Source organism: Lactobacillus sp. YT155, assembly GCF_030504545.1.
GTDB lineage: Bacteria > Bacillota > Bacilli > Lactobacillales > Lactobacillaceae > BQUT01.
On the sequence record NZ_JAUKWP010000003.1, the window covers coordinates 158,057 to 180,956 of the forward strand.

Consider the following 22,900-nt stretch of genomic DNA (forward strand, 5'->3'; position numbering starts at 1 on the left):
GAGGAAATTTGAAAATATGAGCTATTCACAAGAAGCATTAGATGAATTTTATAAAGGTAATTTAGATAAAACCGACGAGTTAATTAAAAAAGCACAAGAATATGACGATGATGATACGTTATTTAACTTAGCTGATAATTTGCTTGAGATGGGACAATCAATTCAAGCTAGAGAAATTTTTGAAGATTTATTAACCAAAAATCCAGATGCTGACGAGTTAAGAACTCGATTGGCAGAAATTGCGGTTTCTGACGATCAAATGGATTTGGCAATTAATTATTTAGCAGAAGTGAAGCCTGACTCTTATGCTTATGGACAAGCGTTGATAACCTCAGCTGATGTCTATCAAGCCATGGGATTATATGAAGTTAGTGAGCAGAAACTTTTGGAAGCCTTGAAACTATTTCCAGATGAAGAAGTTATTAAATTTGCTTTAGCTGAATTGTACTTTGCGCAAGCTAATTTTGAAAAGGCAATTAGTTTCTATGAAGTCTTATTAGATGATAAACAAGAAGAGTTTTCTGGTATCTCAATTCATGAACGTATTGGTGATGCACTAGCCGGCAATGGAAAATTTGAAGAGGCGATTGAAGTCTACGAGAAGATTAATCAATTAATGATTAATGAAGATATCTTGTTTAAAAAAGCAACTCTTTATTACCAAACTCATGAATTAAAAAAAGCTCAACAAAACTTAGATGAATTGATTGAACTAAATCATGATTATATTCCGGCATACAGTTTGTTAGCCAATGTGTTATATGAACAAGAGCAATATGAAGAAGCTTATCGAACTGCGATGAACGGAATCAATTTTGACGAATATAACTATGAGTTATACAAAGTCTTGTTAAAAGCTGCCAAGAAGACGAAGCATTTAGCTGAAGCAATCGAATTGGCTAAAAAAGGCATTAATCGGGTAGAGGAATCTAACGAGCTGGTTAAAGAAATTACTGATTACTATCAAAGTATCGGTGATTATGATCAAGTTATTAGTTTAATTAAAAAAGTTCAAAAAAATGAGGACGATGATCCATATCTTTTCTGGAATTTGGCCAAGGCATATAGTGAACTTGATGAAATTAGTGCAGCCAGAGACAATATTTTACTTGCGTATAACGACTTACAAGACAACGCAGATTTCTTAAGAGATTTAGTATTAATTTTACGTGACTTTGGCGACTTAAAGACTGCCAAAGATGCTCTACAGAGATATTTGAAGTTAAATCCAGATGATGAATATATGAAGACACTATTTGATAATTAAGGAGCATTATGAGAATCACAAAATGGCCAGAAATTTTTGAAAGTTCTTTGCATATCTTAAATTCATTGCAAGATGCAGGATTTAAGGCTTATTTTGTTGGCGGTAGTGTGCGTGATTATCTATTGAACTTGCCAGTTCATGATGTTGATATCGCAACTAGTGCTTATCCAGAAGAAATAAAGAAAATTTTTCCACAAACAATTGATACGGGAATTCAACATGGAACTGTCACGGTGATGGACCATGGAACTAGTTATGAATTGACGACTTTTCGAACTGAGAGTGGTTATCAAGACTATCGTCGTCCGGATAAAGTAACCTTTGTCAGGTCTCTAAAAGAAGATCTACAACGCCGAGACTTCACAATAAATGCTTTGGCTATTGCTCCAGATGGTGAAATTATTGATGAATATGAAGGACTTGCCGACTTAGACAATCACGTTATTCGTGCCGTTGGTAGGGCTCAAGATCGCTTCACCGAAGATGCTTTACGGATGATGAGAGCCGTTAGATTTCAAAGCCAGTTAGATTTTGAAATAGAAACTAATACCTTAACTGCTATCCGTGAGAATGCAGAACTATTAAAAAAAATATCGATTGAACGAATTAACACTGAATTTACTAAGATGTTATTGGGAAAGAACTGGCAACGTGGATTTGAACAGTTTTTAAAGACAGGACTAGCTTTAAATTGTCCAGAATTTTCTAATCAATCACAAAATTTAGAAAAGATGTTGTCACTAAAAAACACTCGAATTACTTCAGCTCGTTCCTTATGGGCATTAGTCTGTCAGTTATTGAACATCAAAGATACAAGAAGATTCTTAACTATTTGGAAAGAATCTAATCAAATCAAAGATGATGTTCAAAAGATTAACTTTTTAACTGTCGATATTGAGAATTCGAATTACGATGTTTGGGATTTCTATCAAATTGGCGAAAAATATTTTGCTGACTTAGTCAATGTTTGTGATGTAAGAAAAATCGAAATAGATACTTCTCAGATTAAACAAATCTATGCTACGTTACCGATAACCAATAAAAAAGACCTAGCAATTAATGGTGATATCCTCTTGAAAGAATTAAAAATAGCACCAGGGCCAAAGCTTGGAAAGATTTTATTAGATATCGAAAAACAAGTGGTTTATGGTAAATTGGAAAATGAAAAAAGTGAATTAATCAAATATTGTAGAAAAAATTATGAAGTGTGCTAAGATAATTTTGTAAGCAATTTCAAAAAAAGGAGCTTTTGCTGTATGGACACAACACGTGTATTTAAAGAAATAAAATTTTATTTTAGAAATGGTGACACTTGGACTGTTAACCACAAAGAAATGGATGATATTTGGTTGGCCCGTGTAACAACTAGTTATGGACGAATCAACGGTGGAAAAATGCAAGAAATTAATCCTTGCAAGAGTTTCAAAATCGAAGTTTTGAAAGAAGCCGATTATCTAAAAGATACTGACAACATCACAGCCACAACTGCTGCTGGTATGTTCGATCGTGTTATCAGTTATCAAGATATTGAAAAATGTGATTTAATCTTTGATGATGAAGGAGATTCAAAACAAATCTACTTCCCATACAAAGCTAAAGATTCAGAAGGCTTAGACAACATTTATCAAACAAGTGCTGTTTCTAAGAAGAATGGTAATTTATATATTGTTATCGATGCACAAGCTAGTGTTGTTGATAAATATCGTGATAGTCTTTAAGAAAAAAGCTGACGTGAGTCGGCTTTTTTTAATGCTCTAAAACTTGTATAATGGACATATTAAACACAGTTGGAGTAATAGTTTGAAAACTTTTATAGCGAATGATTTAGCAAAAAATGTTGGTGAAAGAACACTCTTCAAAGATGTTAACTTTCTTATCAATGAAGGGGATAAAATTGGTTTAGTCGGTATGAATGGTTCGGGGAAAAGCTCATTGTTGAATTGTCTAGTAGATAATAGTGAACTATCGAGTGGCTCGATTGATACTCCCAAAGACTATAAGATTACTTATCTACGTCAACAACCAAATTTAGATGAAGAAAAAACCATTCTTGATGCGGTTTTGTCAGGTGACAATGCAATCTTCAAACTAGTCAGCGACTACGAAAGACAACTTGAGGTCTATAATAAAGACCCAGAAAACGAGAAAAATAAGACCAGATTATTTCAACTCCAAGAAAAAATGAGCTCAGAAAATGGTTGGCAAATTGAAACTGATGTCAAAACCATTTTGACCAAACTAGCAATTACCGAATTTGATAAACAAATTAAACATCTTTCTGGCGGTCAAAAAAGAAGGGTCGCTTTAGCCCAGGCATTAATGTCAGAAGCTGATTTACTAATTCTGGATGAGCCAACTAATCACTTGGATTATCAGGCAATTAAATGGCTAGAAACATATTTACAAAGACTTAAAAATGCCGTGATTTTCGTAACTCATGATCGTTATTTCTTAAATACTGTAGCTAATCGCATCTTTGAAATAGAATTTGAAAAAATTAGTGAATATTCCGGAAACTACGAGAAATATCTTCAACAAAAAAATAAAAACGAAGAGATTCAAGCTGCAACTTTAAAGCATAAACAAAAACTCTACAAGCAAGAATTAGAGTGGATGAAGGCGGGTGTTAGAGCACGAGGAACCAAGCAGAATGCTAGACAAGCTCGATTTAAAGACTTAAGTGAAGACTTGAAAGATCAACCACAAGAAAGCAGTGATATTGAGATAAATATTGCTAAAAAACGTCTGGGAAAAGATGTTTTCGAATTGAAAAATGCTAACTTGGCAATTGACGGAAACATTATTTTAGATAATTTTTCTTACTTAATAAACAAAAAAGAAAGAATTGGAATTGTCGGCGTTAATGGAGCAGGTAAAACCTCATTTCTGAACGTTTTATCGCAAAGACTTCCACTTGACTCGGGAATTCTAGAAGTGGGACAGACGGTTAAAATTGGCTTCTATACGCAATACAGTGAAGATATGGATCCAGATGTTCGTGTAATTTCCTATCTTGAATCAATTGGTCAAAATGTTGAAGCCGAGGATGGATCAAAATTAACGGCAACGACACTTTTAGAAACTTTTCAATTTGATAATCGCTTGCAGGGAGCATTTATTCGAGAACTTTCTGGTGGAGAAAAGAGACGGTTGTTCTTATTAGCAATTCTGATTAGACAGCCTAATGTTTTGTTATTAGATGAGCCAACAAATAATTTAGACATTAAAACTTTAACCATTTTAGAAGATTATTTGTTGCATTTTTCTGGAACAGTGATTGCTGTAGCCCATGATCGTTATTTCTTAGACAAGATTGCTCAGAAATTATTGATTTTTAAGGGCAAAGGTGAAATCAGCCAGTATTTTGATACTTATTCAAATTATTTAGAAGATGAGCAAAATCAGACGCACGATACTGTTAAGGAACGAAAAACTACTGAGCAGAAACCGGAGCCGAAGAAGAAACAAAAATTGACCTATGCTCAAGAAATTGAATTGAAAGAAATTGAACCAAAAATTGACAAAATTGATGAGAGAATTAATCAGTTAAATGAGTTATTATTAGATGAAACGGTTGATTACCAAAAATTAATGGAATATCAATCTGAATTAGAAGAAAAGAAACAAGAATCAGAAGAATTAATGAATCGTTGGGAAGAATTAAGCGAATTGGGAGAATAGTTATGAATGAAGACAAGTACCTTGAATTAGCTAAGTATATTTTAGAAAACGGTCATGATAAAACTGACCGTACTGGTACAGGTACCAGAAGTATTTTTGGATATCAAATGCACTTTGACTTACAAGAATCATTTCCATTATTAACTACTAAAAAAATTCCGTTTGGACTAATTAAAAGTGAACTTTTATGGTTCTTGCACGGGGATACTAACATTCAGTACTTATTACAACATAACAATCATATTTGGGATGAATGGGCATTTAAGAAGTATGTAGAAAGTGATGCCTACACAGGACCTGACATGACGGATTTTGGACGCCGTTCATTAGTTGATGAAGATTTTAATCAACAATACAAGGAACAAAAAGATCTCTTTTGTAAAAATATTGTTGAAGACGATGACTTTGCTAAGAAATGGGGAGATCTTGGGAATGTCTATGGAAGCCAATGGCGTCACTGGTTGAAGCGTGATGGTGGGTTCATTGATCAAATTGCCAATGTAATTGAACAAATTAAAGAAACTCCCGATTCCAGAAGATTAATGGTAAGTGCTTGGAACCCAGAAGATGTTCCTAGCATGGCTTTGCCACCTTGTCATACCATGTTCCAGTTTTATGTTAATGATGGCAAATTGTCATGTCAGTTGTATCAAAGAAGTGGTGATGTCTTCTTAGGAATCCCATTTAATATAGCTAGTTATGCTTTATTAACTCATTTGATTGCTAGAGAAGTTGGTCTCGATGTTGGTGAATTTGTTCATACGATTGGTGATGCACATATTTACAGTAATCACATGGAGCAAACTAAAGAACAATTGGCCCGCACCCCTAAAGCTGGTCCGAAATTAGAAATTACTGCTGATAATAAGAGTATTTTTGATTTAGATGTCGATGATATCAAAGTTGTTGATTACAACCCTGATAAGCCAATCAAAGCACCAGTGGCGGTTTAAAGGAGAAAGTTATGATTAGTTTTGTATGGGCAGAAGACGAAAACCGAGTAATTGGCAAGGATGATACTTTGCCTTGGAAATTACCAGATGATATGAAACGTTTTAAAGAAGTTACAACGGGTAATCCTATCATTATGGGACGAAAAACCTTCGAAAGTTTTCCAAATGGGCCTTTACCAAACCGCGAAAATATTGTGATTACACGAAACAAGAATTTTTCCTACCCAGGAGTGACGGTTGTTAATGCGATTAGTGACATACAAATGGATACGCAAAAGAATTATTGTGTAATTGGTGGAGCTCAAATTTTTGAACTTTTTAAGGACTTAGTTGATCGACTTTATGTGACCAAGATTCATCATGAATTTTCAGGTGATGTCTTGATGATTGATTTACCATGGGAAAACTTCAAGCTTGTTTCAAGCGAAGAAGGTAAGGTAGATGAGAAGAATCTCTGGCCACATACATTTGAAGTTTATGACCGTAAATAAAGGTTAGAGAGTGAAAATATCTCGTTTTATTGATATACTTATTATTATCTATTATTAAAGAAAGTTGAGTTTAGTCATATGGCTAAGGTACGTATCGTAACTGACTCATCAGCTCAATTAAGCAATGATGAAATTAAACAAAATAACATCACTATTGTTCCGCTTGATATTGTAATTGATGGAAAAGAATATATTGATGGTGTGGATTTAACGCGTGATGAATTTATTGAGAAAATGAAGTCATCCAAGGATTTACCAACAACTTCGCAACCTTCTTTGGGTAAGTTCACAGAGATTTATGAACAAATCTTAAAAGAAGACGATGATGTTGAGATTATTTCAATTCACATGTTAGAAGGTATTTCAGGAACTGTTAATGCCGCTCGTCAAGCCGCAGATATGGTAGACGGTGATGTTGAAGTAATCGATAGTGAATTCACAGATTGGGGCTTGAGTTTTCAAGTTCTAAAGGCTGCTGAGTTAGCTGCTGCCGGTGCTAGTGTTGAAGATATTTTGACTGAAATCAAAAAAGTTAGAAATAAGACCTTCTTAGGTCTTGGTGTTTCAACCGTTGAAAACATTTTAAAAGGTGGTCGTCTAGGAAGATTTGCCGCTACAATTTCAACAGTTTTGAACATTAATTTGGCTCTAGAAGTTGCTGATGGCAAATTGTCAGTTGTAAAACGTGGCCGTGGTAAGAAAACTCTTGACCGCTATGTAGATGCAATTATCGAAAAAATTAAAGAAGACAAGGAAATTTCTTTTGTAGGAATTTCAGATTGTGACGCTAAACAATATTGTGCAGAAATTAAAGAAAAAATTGCCCAAGTTGTACCCAATGTACCAGTAGAAATTAGAACTACAAGCCCAATAATCTCCACCCATACTGGTGTTGGTGCTTTTGCCATAATCTTTTATTAGCAAGTAAAGTAGATGGAGATAGACATCTACTTTTTTTAATTGGAATGAGGAGTCTATGATGAAAAGAACAATTGGAATTATTACTTTAGTAGTAATAGTTTTAGCAGTCCTGGGGGGATTTTATTTAAATCAAAAACAAACGCCCAAGCAATCAATTGACGATAATTTGAAATCCGAGATAAAGCTTGTCGCTGTCGGAGATTCACTTACTGAAGGTGTTGGAGATACCACCAAAAAGGGTGGATATGTAAATTTAATCAAAGAAAAAATTCAAAAAAATTATGACACCAAGGTCAAAACTGAGAATTTCGGTATTGCTGGAGAGACTAGTCTGCAAATTAATAAGCGAGTTACTAAGGATCCGAAACTTCAAAAAAGTTTGAAAGATGCTGATGTAATTACGTTAACAGTTGGTGGTAATGACCTTATGCATATTTTAAAGGCTAAGGGATTAGCATTATCAAAAAAAGATGTCAGCTCTGGAACCGATACGTTTGAAGATAACTTGAATGATTTGATTGTCAATATTCGTCGTTATAATAGTAAATCACCAATCTATCTCTACAGTATTTATAATCCTTTCGGTATCTCGATAAAAGAAGTAAAATACATGAATACAGCTGTGAAGAATTGGAATAGTTTCTCGAAACAAACCGTCAGCGAGAACTATAATGTTCATTTTGTAAATGTTGATAAGCTGCTTTCTAATCCCAAGAAAACAATTAAGAATAAAGATGGTGAAGCTCAAAATCCATATCTGTCAACTGATGATTATTTTCATCCTAATAACAAAGGATATCAGTTAATGACGGATGAGTTGTATAAGCAAATGATGAAATCCCGTGAGGATTGGCTAGAAAAATAGGAGTTTCTATGAAGAACAGGAATTGGTGGAAAATTAGTTTTATTACACTACTGACAGTTGTAGTTATAACCTTAGCTTGGTTTGGTTATACGATTATGCGTCCGGTCTCAATTCAAGAAAATACTACCCAATTAAATGCTAAAGATTCAGTGTTTACGGTATCCTTGAGACGAGATCAAGTTAATAATCTTTCCCGAAATTACTTGAATGAGTTATTGGAAAATGACGATATTAAATATCAAGTAACAGTTGATAAGAAGTACGTTAATATTAAGGGTAATGTCGCCTTCTTAGGGTCAAAAGTCGGCTTCAAATTGAAGATGCTACCAAAGATGGAAAAAAATGGCGACGTACTGTTAACTGCTAAACAATTGAAAATTGGTAGTTTGGATGTACCGATGAAGTTTGTAATGGATTATATTGGCAAGGAATATCATTTGCCAAGTTGGGTACAATTAGACAGCAAGAAAAAAGTCTTTGATTTACAAATTACTAAATTTCAATCAAAAACTGGTTTTTCTTTCAAAGCAAAAAAAATTGATTTAAAAAATGATTCAATAAAAATAGAAGTGTTTAAAAGGGCAATCAAAAAATGATTAGAAGCTTTTATCAGTATTTGATGACATTAAGAAATCCAGATGGCAAAGATGAGATTTCACATTTTGCGAATTCAGCTTTTTACGATTTAACCTTTCCGAAGCAAGCTGAGGAATATGCAGAAATTTCAAATTATCTAGAATTAAATGGATCGTACTTGCCAAGTATGGATGTTTTTGATGAAGTATATCGAATGTATTTGGAAAAAAATACCAGATAGGATTTTAAATTATGAAAAAAAGATTTAATACGATAGTTTTAGTTGTATCAATTATAAGTGCCTTTGTAGTGGGATTCTGTTCGGCTACGGGAATTTTTGTCTGGCGTACAGTTAACGTTAGCAATAGTTCAAGCAAGTCAGCTGATTTTCAGAGATTCAACACGGTCTACAATAATATCAATCAGGGATATTATAAGAAAGTTGATCGCGAAAAGCTCATGGATGGCGCAATCAATGGAATGCTTGCCTCATTAGATGATCCATATACTCAATACATTGATGCCAGTCAAATGGAATCATTTAACAACAGTATTTCTGGAAATGTCTCAGGAATTGGTGTTGTGGTAGCTTTGAAACAGAATCAAGTAACAATTGATTCCGTTGTTGCTGACTCACCAGCACAAAAGGCTGGTCTAAAAATTGGTGATGTGATTTATAAAGTCGACGGTAAATCAACCAAGAATATGACTATTAATAAAGTAACTGACATGGTCAAGGGCCAAGAAAATACTAAGGTTACAATCACTATTAAACGAGGAACGCAAGAATTTGATAAGACCATTGTTCGTAAGAAACTTGCAGTAACTTCAATTAACTACCACGTTGATCCAAGCAAGAAAGATGTCGGTTATATTCAAATTACTGAATTCACTGACCACACTGCTAAGGATTTGAAGAATGCTCTTCAAGAATTGAATAAGAAAAAGGTAAGTCGGGTAATAATTGATTTACGTTCAAATCCAGGAGGAGAGTTGGACCAAGCCATTTTGGCTTCAAGTATCTTCTTGAAAAATGGGGATACAATTGTTTCCACACAAGAACGTTCAGGTAAGAAAGTCAGCTATAAAGCAAAATCATCAGACAATGGTGGTTACAAATTCCACAAAGAAGTTTCACTCTTAGTTGATGGAAATACTGCTAGTGCCGCTGAAATATTCACTGCCGCTTTGAATGAAAATATCGGTAGTCAGATAATTGGTTCCAAGACCTTTGGTAAGGGAATTGTTCAATCAGTTGTTCCAGTAGATGCAAATTCAGAAATGAAGTTTACTTCATCCAAATGGTTAACACCAAAGGACCATTGGATTCATCTAAAAGGAATTAAACCAACAATCTCTGTTAAGGAAGATAGTTTGGCATCACTTACTTTCAAGGACGAGAAAACCTATAAATTAGGTGATCGAAGTGATGATATTGAAGCCACACAAAAAATCTTGAAACGCCTTGGCTCTGATGTGAATGAAGATGGTTACTTTGACGGAAAAACAGAAGCAGCTTTGAAGACCTATCAACAAAAGAATAATCTAACTGCAGATGGTAAATTGACAGAAAAAACCAAGGAAACTTTATATTACAACTTGGCAGATATTCTTCGCGATAAAGACGTTGTTTATCAAAAAGCATTAAATCTAAAATAAGGAGATAATTATGGCATTACAATGGTTCCCAGGACATATGAATAAGGCTAAAAATCAAGTTCAAGAACGCTTGAAGCTGGTTGATGTTGTCATTGAAATTGTTGATGCTAGACTTCCTTATTCATCGAGAAATCCGATGTTAGATTCAATTATTAATAATAAAAAACGTGTCGTTATTTTGAACAAGGCTGATTTAGCTGATGAGAAGATGTCAAAGAAATGGCAAGAGTATTTTCAAAAGCAAGATATTAGTACTTATATTGTTGATTCAAAGCATGCTAATAATATGAATAGTTTAATTAACAATATTAAAAAAGAAGTTCAAGCAAAAATTGATAAATACAAAAAAGCTGGAGTGAAAAACTACCGCATTAAGGCTATGTGTATTGGGATTCCTAATGTAGGAAAATCTACTATTTTGAATCGATTTGCCGGTAAGAATATTGCTGTGACAGGTAACAAGCCAGGTGTGACGAAGAATCAAAACTGGATTAAAACTAATTATGATATTGATATTATTGATACTCCAGGAATTTTGTGGCCTAAAATCGATGATCAAGCTGTTGGATTGAAACTTGCCCTAACAGGAGCAATTAAAGATAGTATTTTCCATGCTGATGATGTGGCTTTATTTGCTTTAGATTACTTCAAGAAACATTATTCAGAAAAGCTTAAGAAAGCTTATCAAGTAAGTGATTCAGGTTTAGAATTAGATAATCCTGATTTGTTGTTATTCTTAACCAAAAAAATGGGATTCAAAGATGATTTTGATCGAATGTCTGAAAAATTGATGCAAGATATCAGAAAAGGTGTTTTAGGAAAATATACACTGGATCAAATAGAAGAGGTCGATGATGCAGTCAATTAAAGAAATTCAAGACATTTTAAGCACTTTAGATGTTTCTGATGACCAACTAGCCCAGTTTCAACAAGATAAACGTAAAGGCGTTCAAAATGCGTTAAACAAGTATCGAAAAAAACTCCTTAAGCAAGAAGAACTGCGACAGGCTTTTCAAGAACGAATGAAATATGAAAAACCTCTGTGGCAGCAGCAACAAATTGTAGCAGGAGTAGACGAAGTTGGGCGAGGACCTTTAGCAGGTCCAGTAGTATGTGCGGCGGTTGTTTTGCCAAACAATAATACTTTATATGAAGTAAATGATTCCAAACAATTATCAGACAAAAAAAGACGCAAATTATTTCAGGATATTTGTGAGCAAGCTCTGGATATTTCTATTGGCGTTGGTTCTGCAGAATTGATTGATAAAGAAAACATCTATCATGCAACCGAATTGGTGATGAAACAAGCAGTCGAAAGTTTGAATCTCAAACCTACATATTTATTAGTTGATGCAATGACCGTTCCAGTTGATATCGCTCAACAAAAAATAATCAAGGGCGATGCTAATAGTGTTTCGATAGCTGCTGCAAGTATTGTTGCTAAAGAAATTCGAGATGATTTAATGAAAACATACGATCAAGTATATCCTGGTTATGATTTTAGTCACAATGTGGGTTATGGAACGAAGAATCATTTAGAAGGATTGAGAGAAATGGGTGCTTGCCCAATTCATCGAAAAACTTTTGCCCCAATTAAGGATATTTTATAAGCCTTTACGTAATTAATACGTGGAGGTTTTTTATTTTGAATAATTTGATAATAAGAATAGCAGCGACAGAAGTTTTGACTAATCATGAATTATTGCGATTAATAAAAATAGATGACTTAACGGAGGATAAATTACAAAGAATTTTTCCAGGAAAGTTCTGGAAAATAATCAATCATTCTAATTACTTAAATTTTGATCAATTAAATATCCACGCAATAAGTTTCTTAGATGATTTATATCCTGATAAATTAAGTGAAATCTATAATCCACCAGCAGTACTATTCTATGAAGGGAAAATTGAATTGCTTAATCAAACGGGAATTGGTATTGTCGGCGCTAGGATTGGTACTAACTATAGTAGAGTTGCGATTGAAACAATTTGTCTGCATTTAAGTACTGACAAAGTTATCGTCAGTGGAATGGCAAATGGTGTTGATTCAATGGGTCACGTTAGTGCATTGAAGTATGGATTAGGAACAATTGCTGTTATGGGAACGGGAATTGACGATTGTTATCCGAAAAATAATTTTAATTTAAAACATCAAATAATTGAGTCGGGACTTGTTATCAGTGAATATCCACCTAATCACATCACAAAACCATATAATTTTATACAGAGAAATAGAATTATTGCTGGTTTGTCAGAAAGTTTAATTGTGACTGAAGCCAAGAAAAAAAGTGGCTCACTTATTACTGCAAGTTTGGCACTCGAAAACAACCGGAATGTCTACGCACTGCCTGGTGAAGTAGGGTCAGCATTGTCGGTTGGAACAAACGAATTAATTAGAGATGGAGCGAATATTTTATTATTTTAATTTACGATTTCTTAATTAAAAGTTTGACAAAAGTTATTTTCCTATTTTATTATGGCTAAAGTTTGAAATTCAAAAGATGAAAGAGGAAAATTGTGCCAGCAAAAAATCTTGTTATTGTAGAGTCTCCAGCAAAAGCCAAAACAATTGAAAAATATCTAGGACGAAATTATCACGTTATCGCTAGTATCGGACATGTACGTGACTTGCCAAAAAGTCAGATGGGTGTTGATATTGAGCATAACTACGAACCTAAATATATTTCTATTCGCGGTAAGGGTCCGGTTATTAAAGATCTAAAAAAAGAAGCTAAAAAAGCCAAGAAAGTCTTTCTGGCAGCCGATCCGGATCGTGAAGGAGAAGCAATTGCTTGGCATGTTTCGCATCTTTTAGAATTAGATCCTAAAGGTAAAAATCGTGTAGTCTTTAACGAAATTACTAAAGATACTGTTAAAGAAGCTTTCAAAGAACCACGTGATATTGACATGAACTTAGTTGATGCACAACAAGCAAGACGTGTCTTGGATCGACTAGTTGGTTATTCAATTAGTCCTATCTTGTGGCAAAAAGTCAAAAAAGGACTTAGTGCCGGACGTGTTCAATCGATTGCTTTGAAACTAGTAATTGACCGCGAAAAAGAAATCAAAGCCTTTGTTCCTGAAGAATACTGGACTATCGATGCTAAGTTCAAACATAACAAATCAGCGTTCGATGCTAAATTCTATGGTGAAAATGGTAAGAAACTTCCATTAGAAGATAATGCAACTGTCCAATCAGTTCTCAAGAAGATTGATAAGAAAAAAGATTTTCTTGTCACTGATGTTCAAAAGAAAGAACGTCGACGTTCAGCTGCTGATCCTTTTACCACCAGTTCTCTACAACAAGAAGCTAACCGTAAACTCAACTTCAAGACTCGTAAGACAATGATGTTGGCACAACAACTATATGAAGGAATTAAGTTAGGCAAGGGTGAAGGAACAGTTGGTTTAATTACCTATATGCGTACTGATTCCAAGCGTATTTCTTCAGTAGCTAAAGCTGATGCTGCTAATTTCATCGTTGATGAATATGGTGAAAAATATTCATCACACAAAGTAAAAAAAGTTAAGAATCAAGAAGGGGCACAAGACGCTCACGAAGCTATCCGTCCTTCATCAGTGTTTAGAACACCAGAAGCAGTTAAAGAATATCTAAGTCGTGATCAATATCGACTATATAACTTGATTTGGTCACGTTTCGTTGCTAGTCAAATGACACCGGCAGTATTTGATACAGTTACTGCAACAATTGAACAAAATGGTGTGACATTCAAAGCTAACGGAGCACAATTGAAATTTGCTGGATATCAAAAAGTTTACAAATCAAATGCAGAAGACGATGATAAAAACAAGAAGCTTCCCGATTTGAAGACAAATGATACTGTTAAATTGGATTCAACTAATCCAGAACAACATTTCACTCAACCACCAGCACGTTATTCTGAAGCTTCACTAGTTAAGGCGTTAGAAGAAAACGGTGTTGGTCGTCCTTCAACATATGCTCCAACTATTGATACTATTCAAAGAAGATATTATGTAAAATTGAATGGTAAGAGTTTCGAGCCAACTGAAATGGGTGAAATCGTTGATGGTTTGATTGAGAAATACTTTCCAGACATCGTAAATATTGAATTTACAGCTAAATTAGAAGATCAGTTAGATGAAATTGAGGTTGGTGATGAAAACTGGGTTCAAGTTGTTGATGAGTATTACAAACCATTTGCAAAAGAATTAACTGTAGCTGAAAAAGAAATTGAAAAAGTTCAAATCAAAGATGAGCCAGCTGGTATCGATTGTGATATCTGTGGTGCTCCTATGGTTATCAAAATGGGACGTTTTGGTAAATTCTATGCATGTAGTCGTTTCCCAGATTGTCGTAACACAATGGCAATTACTAAGGAAATAGGTGTAATTTGTCCTAAGTGTAAAGAAGGACAAGTCATTGAAAGAAAATCAAAACGTAACCGAATTTTCTATGGTTGTTCTCGTTATCCAGATTGTGATTTCGTAGATTGGAACAAACCAGTTGGTCGTGATTGTCCAAAAGATGGTCATTATCTAGTTGAAAAGAAAGTTAAAGGTGGCCGCCAAGTTATTTGTCCAAATGGTGACTATGAAGAAACAGTTCAAAAATAAAAATATTTAATAATCCATGAAACCTCTTGATACTTGTGGTAATCTAACAAGTAATCGGAGGTTTTTTATTTTGCAAAATATGATTGCCGAATTTTTAACTTACTTGGCGGCGGATCGTAATTATTCGCCAGAAACAATTAAAGCCTACCAAGAAGACATAAATATTTTCGTTGAGTTTTTAAAAAATAACGGAAACATTCAAGAATTAAAAGACGTGTCAAATATTGAAATTGATGATTACTTGGAATATATGGATCAAAAAAATTATTCAATTGACACTGTTCAAAGACGAATCTCGTCACTTAGATCGCTGTTTAAGTATCTACAACGAAATAATCAAATAACTAGTGATCCTTTTGATTTAGTCCAACTAAAACGAAAAGGACGAAAATTACCACGATTTTTTTATCAAAAAGAAATCGATATTTTATTCAAAGCAGTTGAAGGAGAGGATCCTTTGACATTAAGAAATTCTGTCATTCTGGAATTACTCTATGGAACGGGAATGCGTGTTAGCGAATTATCTAACTTAACAATCGAACAAATTGACTTAGATATGAACGTCATTCTGGTCCATGGTAAAGGGAATAAAGACCGTTACGTTCCGTTTGGTGAATACGCAAAAAAAGCAATTATTAAGTATTTACAAAATGGTAGAGGGTTTTTAGTTGAAAAAAGCGAAAAAAGTAGTAATTTCTTACTTATCAACAATAAGGGAACGCAGTTGAGTTCCCGAGGAATTGAATATGTGCTTGATCAGCTAATTAAAAAAACTAGTTTGACAGCCGATATTCATCCTCATATGTTGAGACATTCTTTTGCAACTCACATGCTAGATAATGGGGCCGATTTACGAACTGTTCAAGAATTGCTGGGGCACAGTAGTTTATCGACAACTCAGATCTATACGCATGTAACCATGGAACATCTGCAAAAGGATTACCGAAACTTTTTTCCAAGATCTTAAAAATAGGAGAGAATTAAATGACTACAATTTGTGCAGTTAAAAAGAATAATAAGACCGCAATTGCCGGTGATGGACAAGTTACGATGAGCGAAAAATTCATTATGAAAGGTTCAGCTCAAAAGGTCAGAAGAATTTATGATGACCAAGTAATTATTGGTTTTGCCGGTGGCGTTGCTGATGCCTTTACACTTCAAGAATGGCTTGAAGAAAAATTAAAAAGCTATTCCGGAAATCTCAAAAGAGCAGCAGTAGAATTAGCTCAAGATTGGCGTAAAGATCCTACTTTACAAAAACTTGAGGCACTATTAATTGCAATGGATAAAGACAATATCTTATTGATTTCTGGAAATGGTGAAGTGATTGAACCAGATGAAGATGTTATTGCCATTGGTTCAGGTGGCAATTTTGCTCAAGCAGCCGCCACTGCTATGATTAGACATACAGAAATGTCAGCTGAAGAAATTGCTAAAGAAGCAATTGAAGTTGCTTCAGGGATTGACGTTTATACAAATCAAAATATTATTACAGACAAATTTTAATAAAGGTGGAATAAATGAACGAACAAAAAACCCCCAAACAGATTGTTTCAGAATTAGATGAATATATTATTGGTCAAAAAGAGGCCAAAAAAGCCGTAGCGGTTGCTCTATATAACCGTTATCGTCGGACTGAATTACCAGTTAGTCAACAACAAGATATTACGCCTAAGAATCTGATGATGATTGGGCCAACTGGTGTTGGTAAGACAGAAATTGCTCGTCGTTTAGCAAAAATCGTCAAAGCTCCTTTTATTAAGGTTGAGGCAACTAAGTTTACCGAAGTTGGATATGTTGGGCGTGATGTTGAATCAATGATTCGTGATTTAACTGATGTGGCTGTGCAGATGCAAGAAAGTGAAGAATTCAAGCTAGTTCGCTCGGAAGCAACACAACAAGCGGATAAGAAACTAGTGAAAATTTTGGCACCTGGAATTAAAAAAGAAGTTCGTCAGAACAATATGGCCGATATGATGAGTATGTTAAATAACTTGTCTAGCGGTCAGATGGGTGAAAATAACGAACCTGAAGAAGAAGTAACTCCAGAAATTGAAGATAAAAGAATCACTGTTAGTGAACAATTAAAAAAAGGTTTACTTGATGACCATGAAGTAACAATTCAATTGGAAGAGTCTTCCAAAGTCGGCCCTATGAATGACACCATGGGAACTATGGGTGTGGATATGAGCTCGATGTTAAGTAATATCATGCCTAAAAAGAAAGTTACTCGGACTCTGCCTGTTAAGGAAGCTAGAGAGCTATTAATCACTGAAGAATCTAACAAAATCGTTAACCACGACAAGATTTATCAAAACGCCATTGATTTAGTTCAAAACAAGGGAATTATTTTCATTGATGAGTTTGATAAAATTGCCGCTGGGAACAAAAAGAATAGTGGCGAAGTATCTCGTGAAGGTGTTCAAAGAGATATTCTACCAATTGTTGAGGGTTCACAAGTTAATACTAAGTACGGTCCAGTCAATACTGATCATATTTTGTTTGTTGCTTCTGGTGCTTTTTCTGAAAGTAAACCAAGTGACTTAATAGCTGAACTTCAGGGACGTTTTCCAATTCGTGTCGAACTTGAAGAATTAAGTGAAGAAGATTTTGTCAATATTTTAACTGTTCCAAATAATGCCCTCGTTAAACAATATATGGCATTAATTAAAACTGACGGCATTAAATTAACTTTCACCAAAGAAGCTATTGAGGAGATTGCTAAGATTTCCTTTAGTTTAAACCGTGAAAATGAAAATATTGGTGCTCGTCGTCTTCACACCGTCTTAGAAAAACTATTGGAAGAAATTCTTTACGAAGCACCAGATATGCAAATGGGTGAGATTACTATCACGCAAAAATATGTGGATGAACAAGTTGGGGAAATTGTGGCTGATAAAGATCTTTCAAAATATATTTTATAGGAGAAAATAATGGATACTGTAGTATTAGAGAACGAAGAATTAAAGGCAACAATTAACCTTGATGGAGCAGAAATTGTCAGTGTTAAAGACATTGCAACTGATACTGAATACATGTGGCAAGCTGATCCAGAAGTTTGGAAAAGACATGCTCCAGTTTTATTCCCCTTTGTCGGTAAGTTAAAAGACGACCAGTTCAGTTATGATGGACAAGACTATTCAATGACTCAACACGGTTTTGCCCGTGATAAGAAATTTGAAGTTTCCGTTCAAGATAATAATTTTGTTTCTTTACTTCTAAAAAGTGATGCAGATTCAATTAGAAAGTATCCATTTGAATTTGAATTCTATATTAATTACACTTTGCAACAGCGTTCAATATTAGTTAATTACCAAGTAATTAATCCTAAAAATCAAGAATTATACTTCTCAGTTGGTGCACATCCTGGTTTCACTGTGCCATTAACAGGTGAAACTAAGTATGAAGATTACTATTTGGAACTGTCACCAGATGAAATTCGTTATCAAATACCTTTGATTAGTTCAAATATTGACCCTAAGAACCATTTTAAGACGAATACGTCTAAGTACCCAATTAACCATGAATTATTCAAAGATGATGCTTTAATTTTTGAATTAGAAGGATCAAATACAATTAGTATTAAAAGTGATAAAACAAACTATGGAATTAGTGTTTCCTCAGACAATGCGGAATTTGTTGGTTTATGGTCAAGTTATCCAACTGAAGGTAACTTTGTCTGTATTGAACCTTGGTGGGGAACTGCCGATACCATTGATGCTAGTGGAAAGTTCGAAGAGAAATTTGCCATTAAACATTTAAGTAAACAAGATGATGAGTTTAATGCAAATTACACAATAACTTTTGATAAATAAAAAAAGAGCCCTCAGGGCTCTTTTTATTATGATTCTTGGGCTGTGGTAGCAATATCAATTTCTCTAATATTAACTTCTTGTGGCATGTCATAGATGAACTTGACTGATTCAGCAACATGAACTGGATTCAAGGTAATTCCACCCATGGATTCTTTCCAAGAATTATAGTCAGACAAGGCATTTTTGTCTGTGACATGAGTAAGTAACTCTGTTTCGGCAGCGCCGGGAGCAACAAGTGAAACGCGGACATTACTACTTGATACTTCGGTACGGATTGTTTCACTTAGTCCATGGACACCAAATTTAGAAGCTACATAGGCTGCATGGTCGGCAAAAGCCTTGAATCCAGCAATAGAGGACATATTAATAATAGTTCCGTGTTTTCTAGACTTCATACCATCTAAGACAATCTTAGTTCCGTTTAGAACACCCATGACGTTTGTATTCAACATTGTTTGCCATTCATTAGGGTCTTGAGTAATGACATTTCCTAATAACATAAGTCCGGCATTGTTTACTAATAAGTCGGTCTTACCAAACTTGTCTTCAGCTTTTCTAATTGCTGACTCAAAGGAATTAAAATCTGTGACATCAACTTTTTCCACCATGACATTTTCAAAGTTCAAGGGAAGTTCTTTTATTTTTTCAACACGTCGTCCTAATAACAACATTGGATAACCATCTTTATTAAATAATTTGGCGATTTCCGCACCAAATCCCGAACTTGCACCTGTAATTACAACTAAACCTTTTTGCATTATTTTTGCTCCTTTTTTTAAATTATCTGTATAATAACAGTTAAACTTAACTTTAAGTCAAGGAGAAAGTATGAGTAATTATTCAATCGGTGAAGTTGCCAAAAAAACAGCGATGACACCATCCACAATTAGATATTATGAAAAAGAAGGACTGCTGCCGTTTGTTCAACGTGATACAGCATCTCGAAGAACTTTTAATGAAGTTGATTTAGGATTTTTGGAAGTTATTGATTGTATGAAAAAATCGGCCATTCCTGTTAAAGAGATAGCCGATTTTATGAATTTATGTGTTCAAGGTGATTCATCACTGGAACAAAGATTAGACTTTTTAACCGATCATGAGCAACAATTAGAAGAAAAAATTGCTGAGCTTGAAGATAATTTAGATTTCTTAAGATGGAAAAAGTGGTATTATCAACGAGCCCTAGAAGCTGGAACTGAAGAAGCTAATTTCTTAAAAGACTCTAGAGTAGTTGATCCGGAACTGAAAAAAGAATTCGAACGTGATGTCCTACATAGAAAATTGAAATATTGAGTTATTTCTTTTTATTTTTTAAGTAATGAACTAATCCGAAATTAAGTGTATTTTCATTTCCTTTGACTAAACGCTTGATGTTTGGAATATGTCTAATAAAAATAAAAATAGTTACAACCACAGCCACAGCTGAGAAAATTGGGTCATGGTACAAAAAACTAACCAATGATAAAATAGTTAAGGCTGTGAGACTTGAAATGCTGACGGTGCTGGTTAAAAGTACTAGAATAATGAAAGTGGCAAATGCCCATAAGAATAGTTCTGGACTGTATGCTAGAAGAATTCCGGCACTGGTGGCAACAGCTTTTCCACCTTTAAAATGAATAAAGATAGAGAAGCAGTGACCAATGACTGCGGCAAAACCAACCAGTAGCATTAGATGACGATTGTTAATTCCAAAAAAGACTGGCATAAAAGAACCAAGTGTTCCTTTCAAGATATCAATAATCATTGTGATAATTGCTGCAGTAGGTCCAAGAACACGGTAAGCATTTGTTGTACCAACATTTTTACTGCCTAATTGTAAGACATCTTTTTTGTAGAAAATTTTGCCAATTACATAGGCTGATGGGAATGAGCCAATAAGATATGATAAAATTATACTTATTGATATATTTAAGAAATTCAAGATTTTCACCGTCAATTTATTTATTTACTTAATTTGATTTGTAAGTATGCTATTCATTATAGAATAAATTGCGTAATTTTTGAAAGATTTTAAAAAGAAGGAATTATTTATTATGGCTAAAGCAAAATCATCTTATGATGATTCGTCCATTCAGATTCTTGAAGGATTGGACGCAGTTAGAAAAAGACCTGGTATGTACATTGGATCTACCGATGCCAGAGGATTACACCATTTAGTTTATGAGATTGTTGATAACGCAGTTGATGAAGCTCTATCTGGATTTGGTAAAGAGATTAATTTATCAATTAATGAAGACAGTAGTATCACTGTTCGTGACCACGGTCGTGGAATGCCAACAGGAATGCACGCTTCAGGAAAACCAACAATTGAAGTTATTTTGACAGTGCTTCATGCTGGTGGTAAATTCTCAGAAAATAACTATAAAACTTCCGGTGGATTACACGGGGTTGGGTCATCAGTAGTTAATGCTTTATCCAAATGGATGACGGTAAGAGTTGTTCGTGATGGGGAAGTTTTTGAAGAACGTTTTGAAAATGGCGGACATCCAGTAGGAACACTTGAAAAAACCGGAACAACTAAAGAGTCAAACGGGACAACGATTAGTTTTATGCCTGATGATTCAATTTTTTCTACTACTAAATTCAATTATGAAGTTTTAGCAGAAAGAATTCGTGAGTCCGCTTTTCTATTAAAGGGCGTTAAATTTACATTTTCTGATAAGCGTCCTGGTAAGGAACGCGAAGACGAATTCTTATTTGAGGACGGAATTCAATCATTTGTTAAGTATCTTAATGAAGGAAAAGACGTCTTAGGGCAAGTAATCTATTTCGATGGCGATAATCAAGGTATGGAAATAGAATTTGCTGCCCAATACAATGATGGTTATTCAGAGAACATTATTTCATTTGTTAACAACGTTCGAACTGTTGACGGCGGTACTCATGAAGCTGGTATGAAGTCTGGTTTAACCAAAGCCTTCAATGACTATGCTAAAAAAGTTGGATTGTTGAAAGAAAACAGTAAGAATCTTGAAGGTACTGATGTTAGAGAAGGTATCAGTGCTGTTATTTCAGTAAGAATTCCTGAAGAACTACTTCAATTTGAAGGTCAAACTAAGGGAAAACTTGGTACTCCTCAAGCTAGAAGTGCTGTTGATAATTTAGTCTATGAACAAATGAGTTTCTTCTTGATGGAGAATGGTGAATTTGCTCAGACACTGGTTAAAAAAGCTATCAAGGCTCGTGAAGCACGAGAAGCAGCTCGCAAAGCTCGTGAAAGTACCAGAAATGATAAAAAGAAAAAGAAAAACGATGGTTTACTCTCTGGTAAATTGACTCCAGCTCAATCAAAAAATGCTGCGAAAAATGAGTTATATCTAGTCGAGGGTGATTCTGCTGGTGGCTCTGCTAAACAAGGTAGAGATCGTAAATTCCAAGCAATCTTGCCGCTACGTGGTAAGGTATTAAATACTCAAAAAGCCAAGTTAGAAGATATTTTCAAAAACGAAGAAATAAACACTATGATTTATACAATTGGTGCTGGTGTTGGACCTGAGTTTAATATTGAAGATAGTAACTATGACAAAGTCATTATTATGACCGATGCGGATACCGACGGAGCTCATATTCAAACGCTGCTACTAACATTCTTCTACAGATATATGCGTCCTTTAATTGAGGCTGGAAAAGTTTATATTGCTTTATCACCTCTTTACAAACTCCAAAAAGGAACCGGAGCTAAGGCGAAGATTGAGTATGCTTGGACAGATGATGAACTTGCTCAAGGAATTAAAGAGATGGGTAAGGGTTATTCATTGCAAAGATTCAAAGGTCTTGGTGAAATGAATGCTGATCAACTCTGGGAAACAACTATGGATCCTGAGAATCGTACTTTAATCAAAGTTGTAATTGAAGATGCTGCATTAGCTGAACGCCGTGTCACCACGTTGATGGGTGACAAAGTTGAACCAAGAAGAAAATGGATTGAAGGAAACGTCCGTTTCAGTCTGGAAGAAGATGGTAGTATCTTAGATACCACAAATTCTGACGATGATGATATTCAAAAAAATGACGAAGTTGTCGATGATTTATTGAAACAAACTACACAGACTTCATTAGATTTAGACATATAAAGT

At 34.5% G+C, this 22,900-nt stretch carries 23 protein-coding genes; 21 read left to right on the forward strand and 2 right to left on the reverse strand.

Annotated elements, in window-relative coordinates; genetic code table 11:
* Positions 1 to 16 precede the first annotated feature (16 nt).
* The 19 genes from Q2T76_RS04850 to Q2T76_RS04940 all read left to right on the forward strand — a co-directional run bounded on the left by Q2T76_RS04850 (position 17) and on the right by Q2T76_RS04940 (position 18,824).
* A complete protein-coding gene (locus tag Q2T76_RS04850) occupies positions 17 to 1,267 on the forward strand; it encodes a lipopolysaccharide assembly protein LapB (RefSeq protein ID WP_302084399.1) in 1,251 nt (416 codons plus the stop codon).
* 8 nt (positions 1,268 to 1,275) lie between these two features.
* Positions 1,276 to 2,481, forward strand: a complete 1,206-nt coding sequence (locus tag Q2T76_RS04855; protein ID WP_302084400.1) for a CCA tRNA nucleotidyltransferase — start codon at positions 1,276 to 1,278, stop codon at positions 2,479 to 2,481.
* 42 nt (positions 2,482 to 2,523) lie between these two features.
* Positions 2,524 to 2,985, forward strand: a complete 462-nt coding sequence (locus tag Q2T76_RS04860) for a hypothetical protein (protein WP_302084401.1) — start codon at positions 2,524 to 2,526, stop codon at positions 2,983 to 2,985.
* An 82-nt stretch (positions 2,986 to 3,067) separates the two neighbouring features.
* Complete coding sequence (locus Q2T76_RS04865) at positions 3,068 to 4,948, forward strand: ABC-F family ATP-binding cassette domain-containing protein (protein WP_302084403.1); 1,881 nt, start codon at positions 3,068 to 3,070, stop codon at positions 4,946 to 4,948.
* Positions 4,949 to 4,950: 2 nt separating this feature from the next.
* Complete coding sequence (locus Q2T76_RS04870) at positions 4,951 to 5,901, forward strand: thymidylate synthase (protein WP_302084404.1); 951 nt, start codon at positions 4,951 to 4,953, stop codon at positions 5,899 to 5,901.
* A gap of 11 nt (positions 5,902 to 5,912) precedes the next feature.
* Complete coding sequence (locus tag Q2T76_RS04875; protein ID WP_302084405.1) at positions 5,913 to 6,392, forward strand: dihydrofolate reductase; 480 nt, start codon at positions 5,913 to 5,915, stop codon at positions 6,390 to 6,392.
* 78 nt (positions 6,393 to 6,470) lie between these two features.
* Positions 6,471 to 7,313 (forward strand): DegV family protein, encoded by an 843-nt coding sequence (locus Q2T76_RS04880; protein ID WP_302084406.1) that lies wholly within the window; start codon positions 6,471 to 6,473, stop codon positions 7,311 to 7,313.
* Positions 7,314 to 7,368: 55 nt separating this feature from the next.
* Positions 7,369 to 8,178 carry an SGNH/GDSL hydrolase family protein gene (locus Q2T76_RS04885; RefSeq protein WP_302084407.1) on the forward strand — a complete coding sequence of 270 codons (810 nt, stop codon included), beginning with the start codon at positions 7,369 to 7,371 and terminating at the stop codon, positions 8,176 to 8,178.
* A gap of 8 nt (positions 8,179 to 8,186) precedes the next feature.
* Positions 8,187 to 8,774 carry a YpmS family protein gene (locus Q2T76_RS04890; RefSeq protein ID WP_302084408.1) on the forward strand — a complete coding sequence of 196 codons (588 nt, stop codon included), beginning with the start codon at positions 8,187 to 8,189 and terminating at the stop codon, positions 8,772 to 8,774.
* Entirely contained in the window at positions 8,771 to 8,995 is a 225-nt protein-coding gene (locus Q2T76_RS04895) for a YozE family protein (RefSeq protein WP_302084409.1), read from the forward strand. Before Q2T76_RS04890 ends, Q2T76_RS04895 begins: the two co-directional genes overlap by 4 nt.
* A gap of 11 nt (positions 8,996 to 9,006) precedes the next feature.
* Positions 9,007 to 10,413, forward strand: a complete 1,407-nt coding sequence (locus tag Q2T76_RS04900) for a S41 family peptidase (protein ID WP_302084410.1) — start codon at positions 9,007 to 9,009, stop codon at positions 10,411 to 10,413.
* 10 nt (positions 10,414 to 10,423) lie between these two features.
* Positions 10,424 to 11,281, forward strand: coding sequence for a ribosome biogenesis GTPase YlqF (ylqF, locus tag Q2T76_RS04905; RefSeq protein ID WP_302084412.1), 858 nt, complete (start codon positions 10,424 to 10,426; stop codon positions 11,279 to 11,281).
* Positions 11,268 to 12,023 (forward strand): ribonuclease HII, encoded by a 756-nt coding sequence (locus tag Q2T76_RS04910; protein WP_302084413.1) that lies wholly within the window; start codon positions 11,268 to 11,270, stop codon positions 12,021 to 12,023. Before ylqF ends, Q2T76_RS04910 begins: the two co-directional genes overlap by 14 nt.
* Positions 12,024 to 12,058: 35 nt before the next feature.
* Complete coding sequence (gene dprA / locus Q2T76_RS04915) at positions 12,059 to 12,838, forward strand: DNA-processing protein DprA (RefSeq protein ID WP_302084414.1); 780 nt, start codon at positions 12,059 to 12,061, stop codon at positions 12,836 to 12,838.
* A gap of 92 nt (positions 12,839 to 12,930) precedes the next feature.
* Positions 12,931 to 15,009, forward strand: a complete 2,079-nt coding sequence (gene topA, locus Q2T76_RS04920) for a type I DNA topoisomerase (RefSeq protein WP_302084415.1) — start codon at positions 12,931 to 12,933, stop codon at positions 15,007 to 15,009.
* A gap of 79 nt (positions 15,010 to 15,088) precedes the next feature.
* Positions 15,089 to 15,976, forward strand: coding sequence for a tyrosine recombinase XerC (gene xerC / locus Q2T76_RS04925; protein WP_302084483.1), 888 nt, complete (start codon positions 15,089 to 15,091; stop codon positions 15,974 to 15,976).
* A gap of 17 nt (positions 15,977 to 15,993) precedes the next feature.
* Positions 15,994 to 16,515: an ATP-dependent protease subunit HslV gene (gene hslV, locus Q2T76_RS04930; RefSeq protein WP_302084416.1), complete on the forward strand. Its 522-nt coding sequence runs from the start codon at positions 15,994 to 15,996 to the stop codon at positions 16,513 to 16,515.
* Between the two features lie 14 nt (positions 16,516 to 16,529).
* Complete coding sequence (gene hslU / locus Q2T76_RS04935) at positions 16,530 to 17,933, forward strand: ATP-dependent protease ATPase subunit HslU (protein WP_302084417.1); 1,404 nt, start codon at positions 16,530 to 16,532, stop codon at positions 17,931 to 17,933.
* A gap of 9 nt (positions 17,934 to 17,942) precedes the next feature.
* Complete coding sequence (locus tag Q2T76_RS04940) at positions 17,943 to 18,824, forward strand: aldose 1-epimerase family protein (RefSeq protein WP_302084418.1); 882 nt, start codon at positions 17,943 to 17,945, stop codon at positions 18,822 to 18,824.
* A 26-nt stretch (positions 18,825 to 18,850) separates the two neighbouring features.
* Here Q2T76_RS04940 and Q2T76_RS04945 read toward each other — a convergent pair whose 3' ends face one another.
* Positions 18,851 to 19,582: an SDR family oxidoreductase gene (locus tag Q2T76_RS04945; protein WP_302084419.1), complete on the reverse strand. Its 732-nt coding sequence runs from the start codon at positions 19,580 to 19,582 to the stop codon at positions 18,851 to 18,853.
* A 70-nt stretch (positions 19,583 to 19,652) separates the two neighbouring features.
* Here Q2T76_RS04945 and Q2T76_RS04950 point away from each other — a divergent pair, with 70 nt between their 5' ends.
* Complete coding sequence (locus Q2T76_RS04950) at positions 19,653 to 20,117, forward strand: MerR family transcriptional regulator (RefSeq protein ID WP_302084420.1); 465 nt, start codon at positions 19,653 to 19,655, stop codon at positions 20,115 to 20,117.
* A 1-nt stretch (position 20,118) separates the two neighbouring features.
* On the opposite strand, the gene plsY is transcribed toward Q2T76_RS04950, so the two are convergent.
* A complete protein-coding gene (gene plsY, locus Q2T76_RS04955) occupies positions 20,119 to 20,745 on the reverse strand; it encodes a glycerol-3-phosphate 1-O-acyltransferase PlsY (protein ID WP_302084421.1) in 627 nt (208 codons plus the stop codon).
* A gap of 112 nt (positions 20,746 to 20,857) precedes the next feature.
* Between plsY and parE the strand changes: the two genes are divergently transcribed.
* The gene (parE, locus tag Q2T76_RS04960; protein WP_302084422.1) at positions 20,858 to 22,897 is read left to right on the forward strand and encodes a DNA topoisomerase IV subunit B; all 2,040 of its coding nucleotides are present in this window, start codon (positions 20,858 to 20,860) and stop codon (positions 22,895 to 22,897) included.
* Positions 22,898 to 22,900 lie beyond the last annotated feature (3 nt).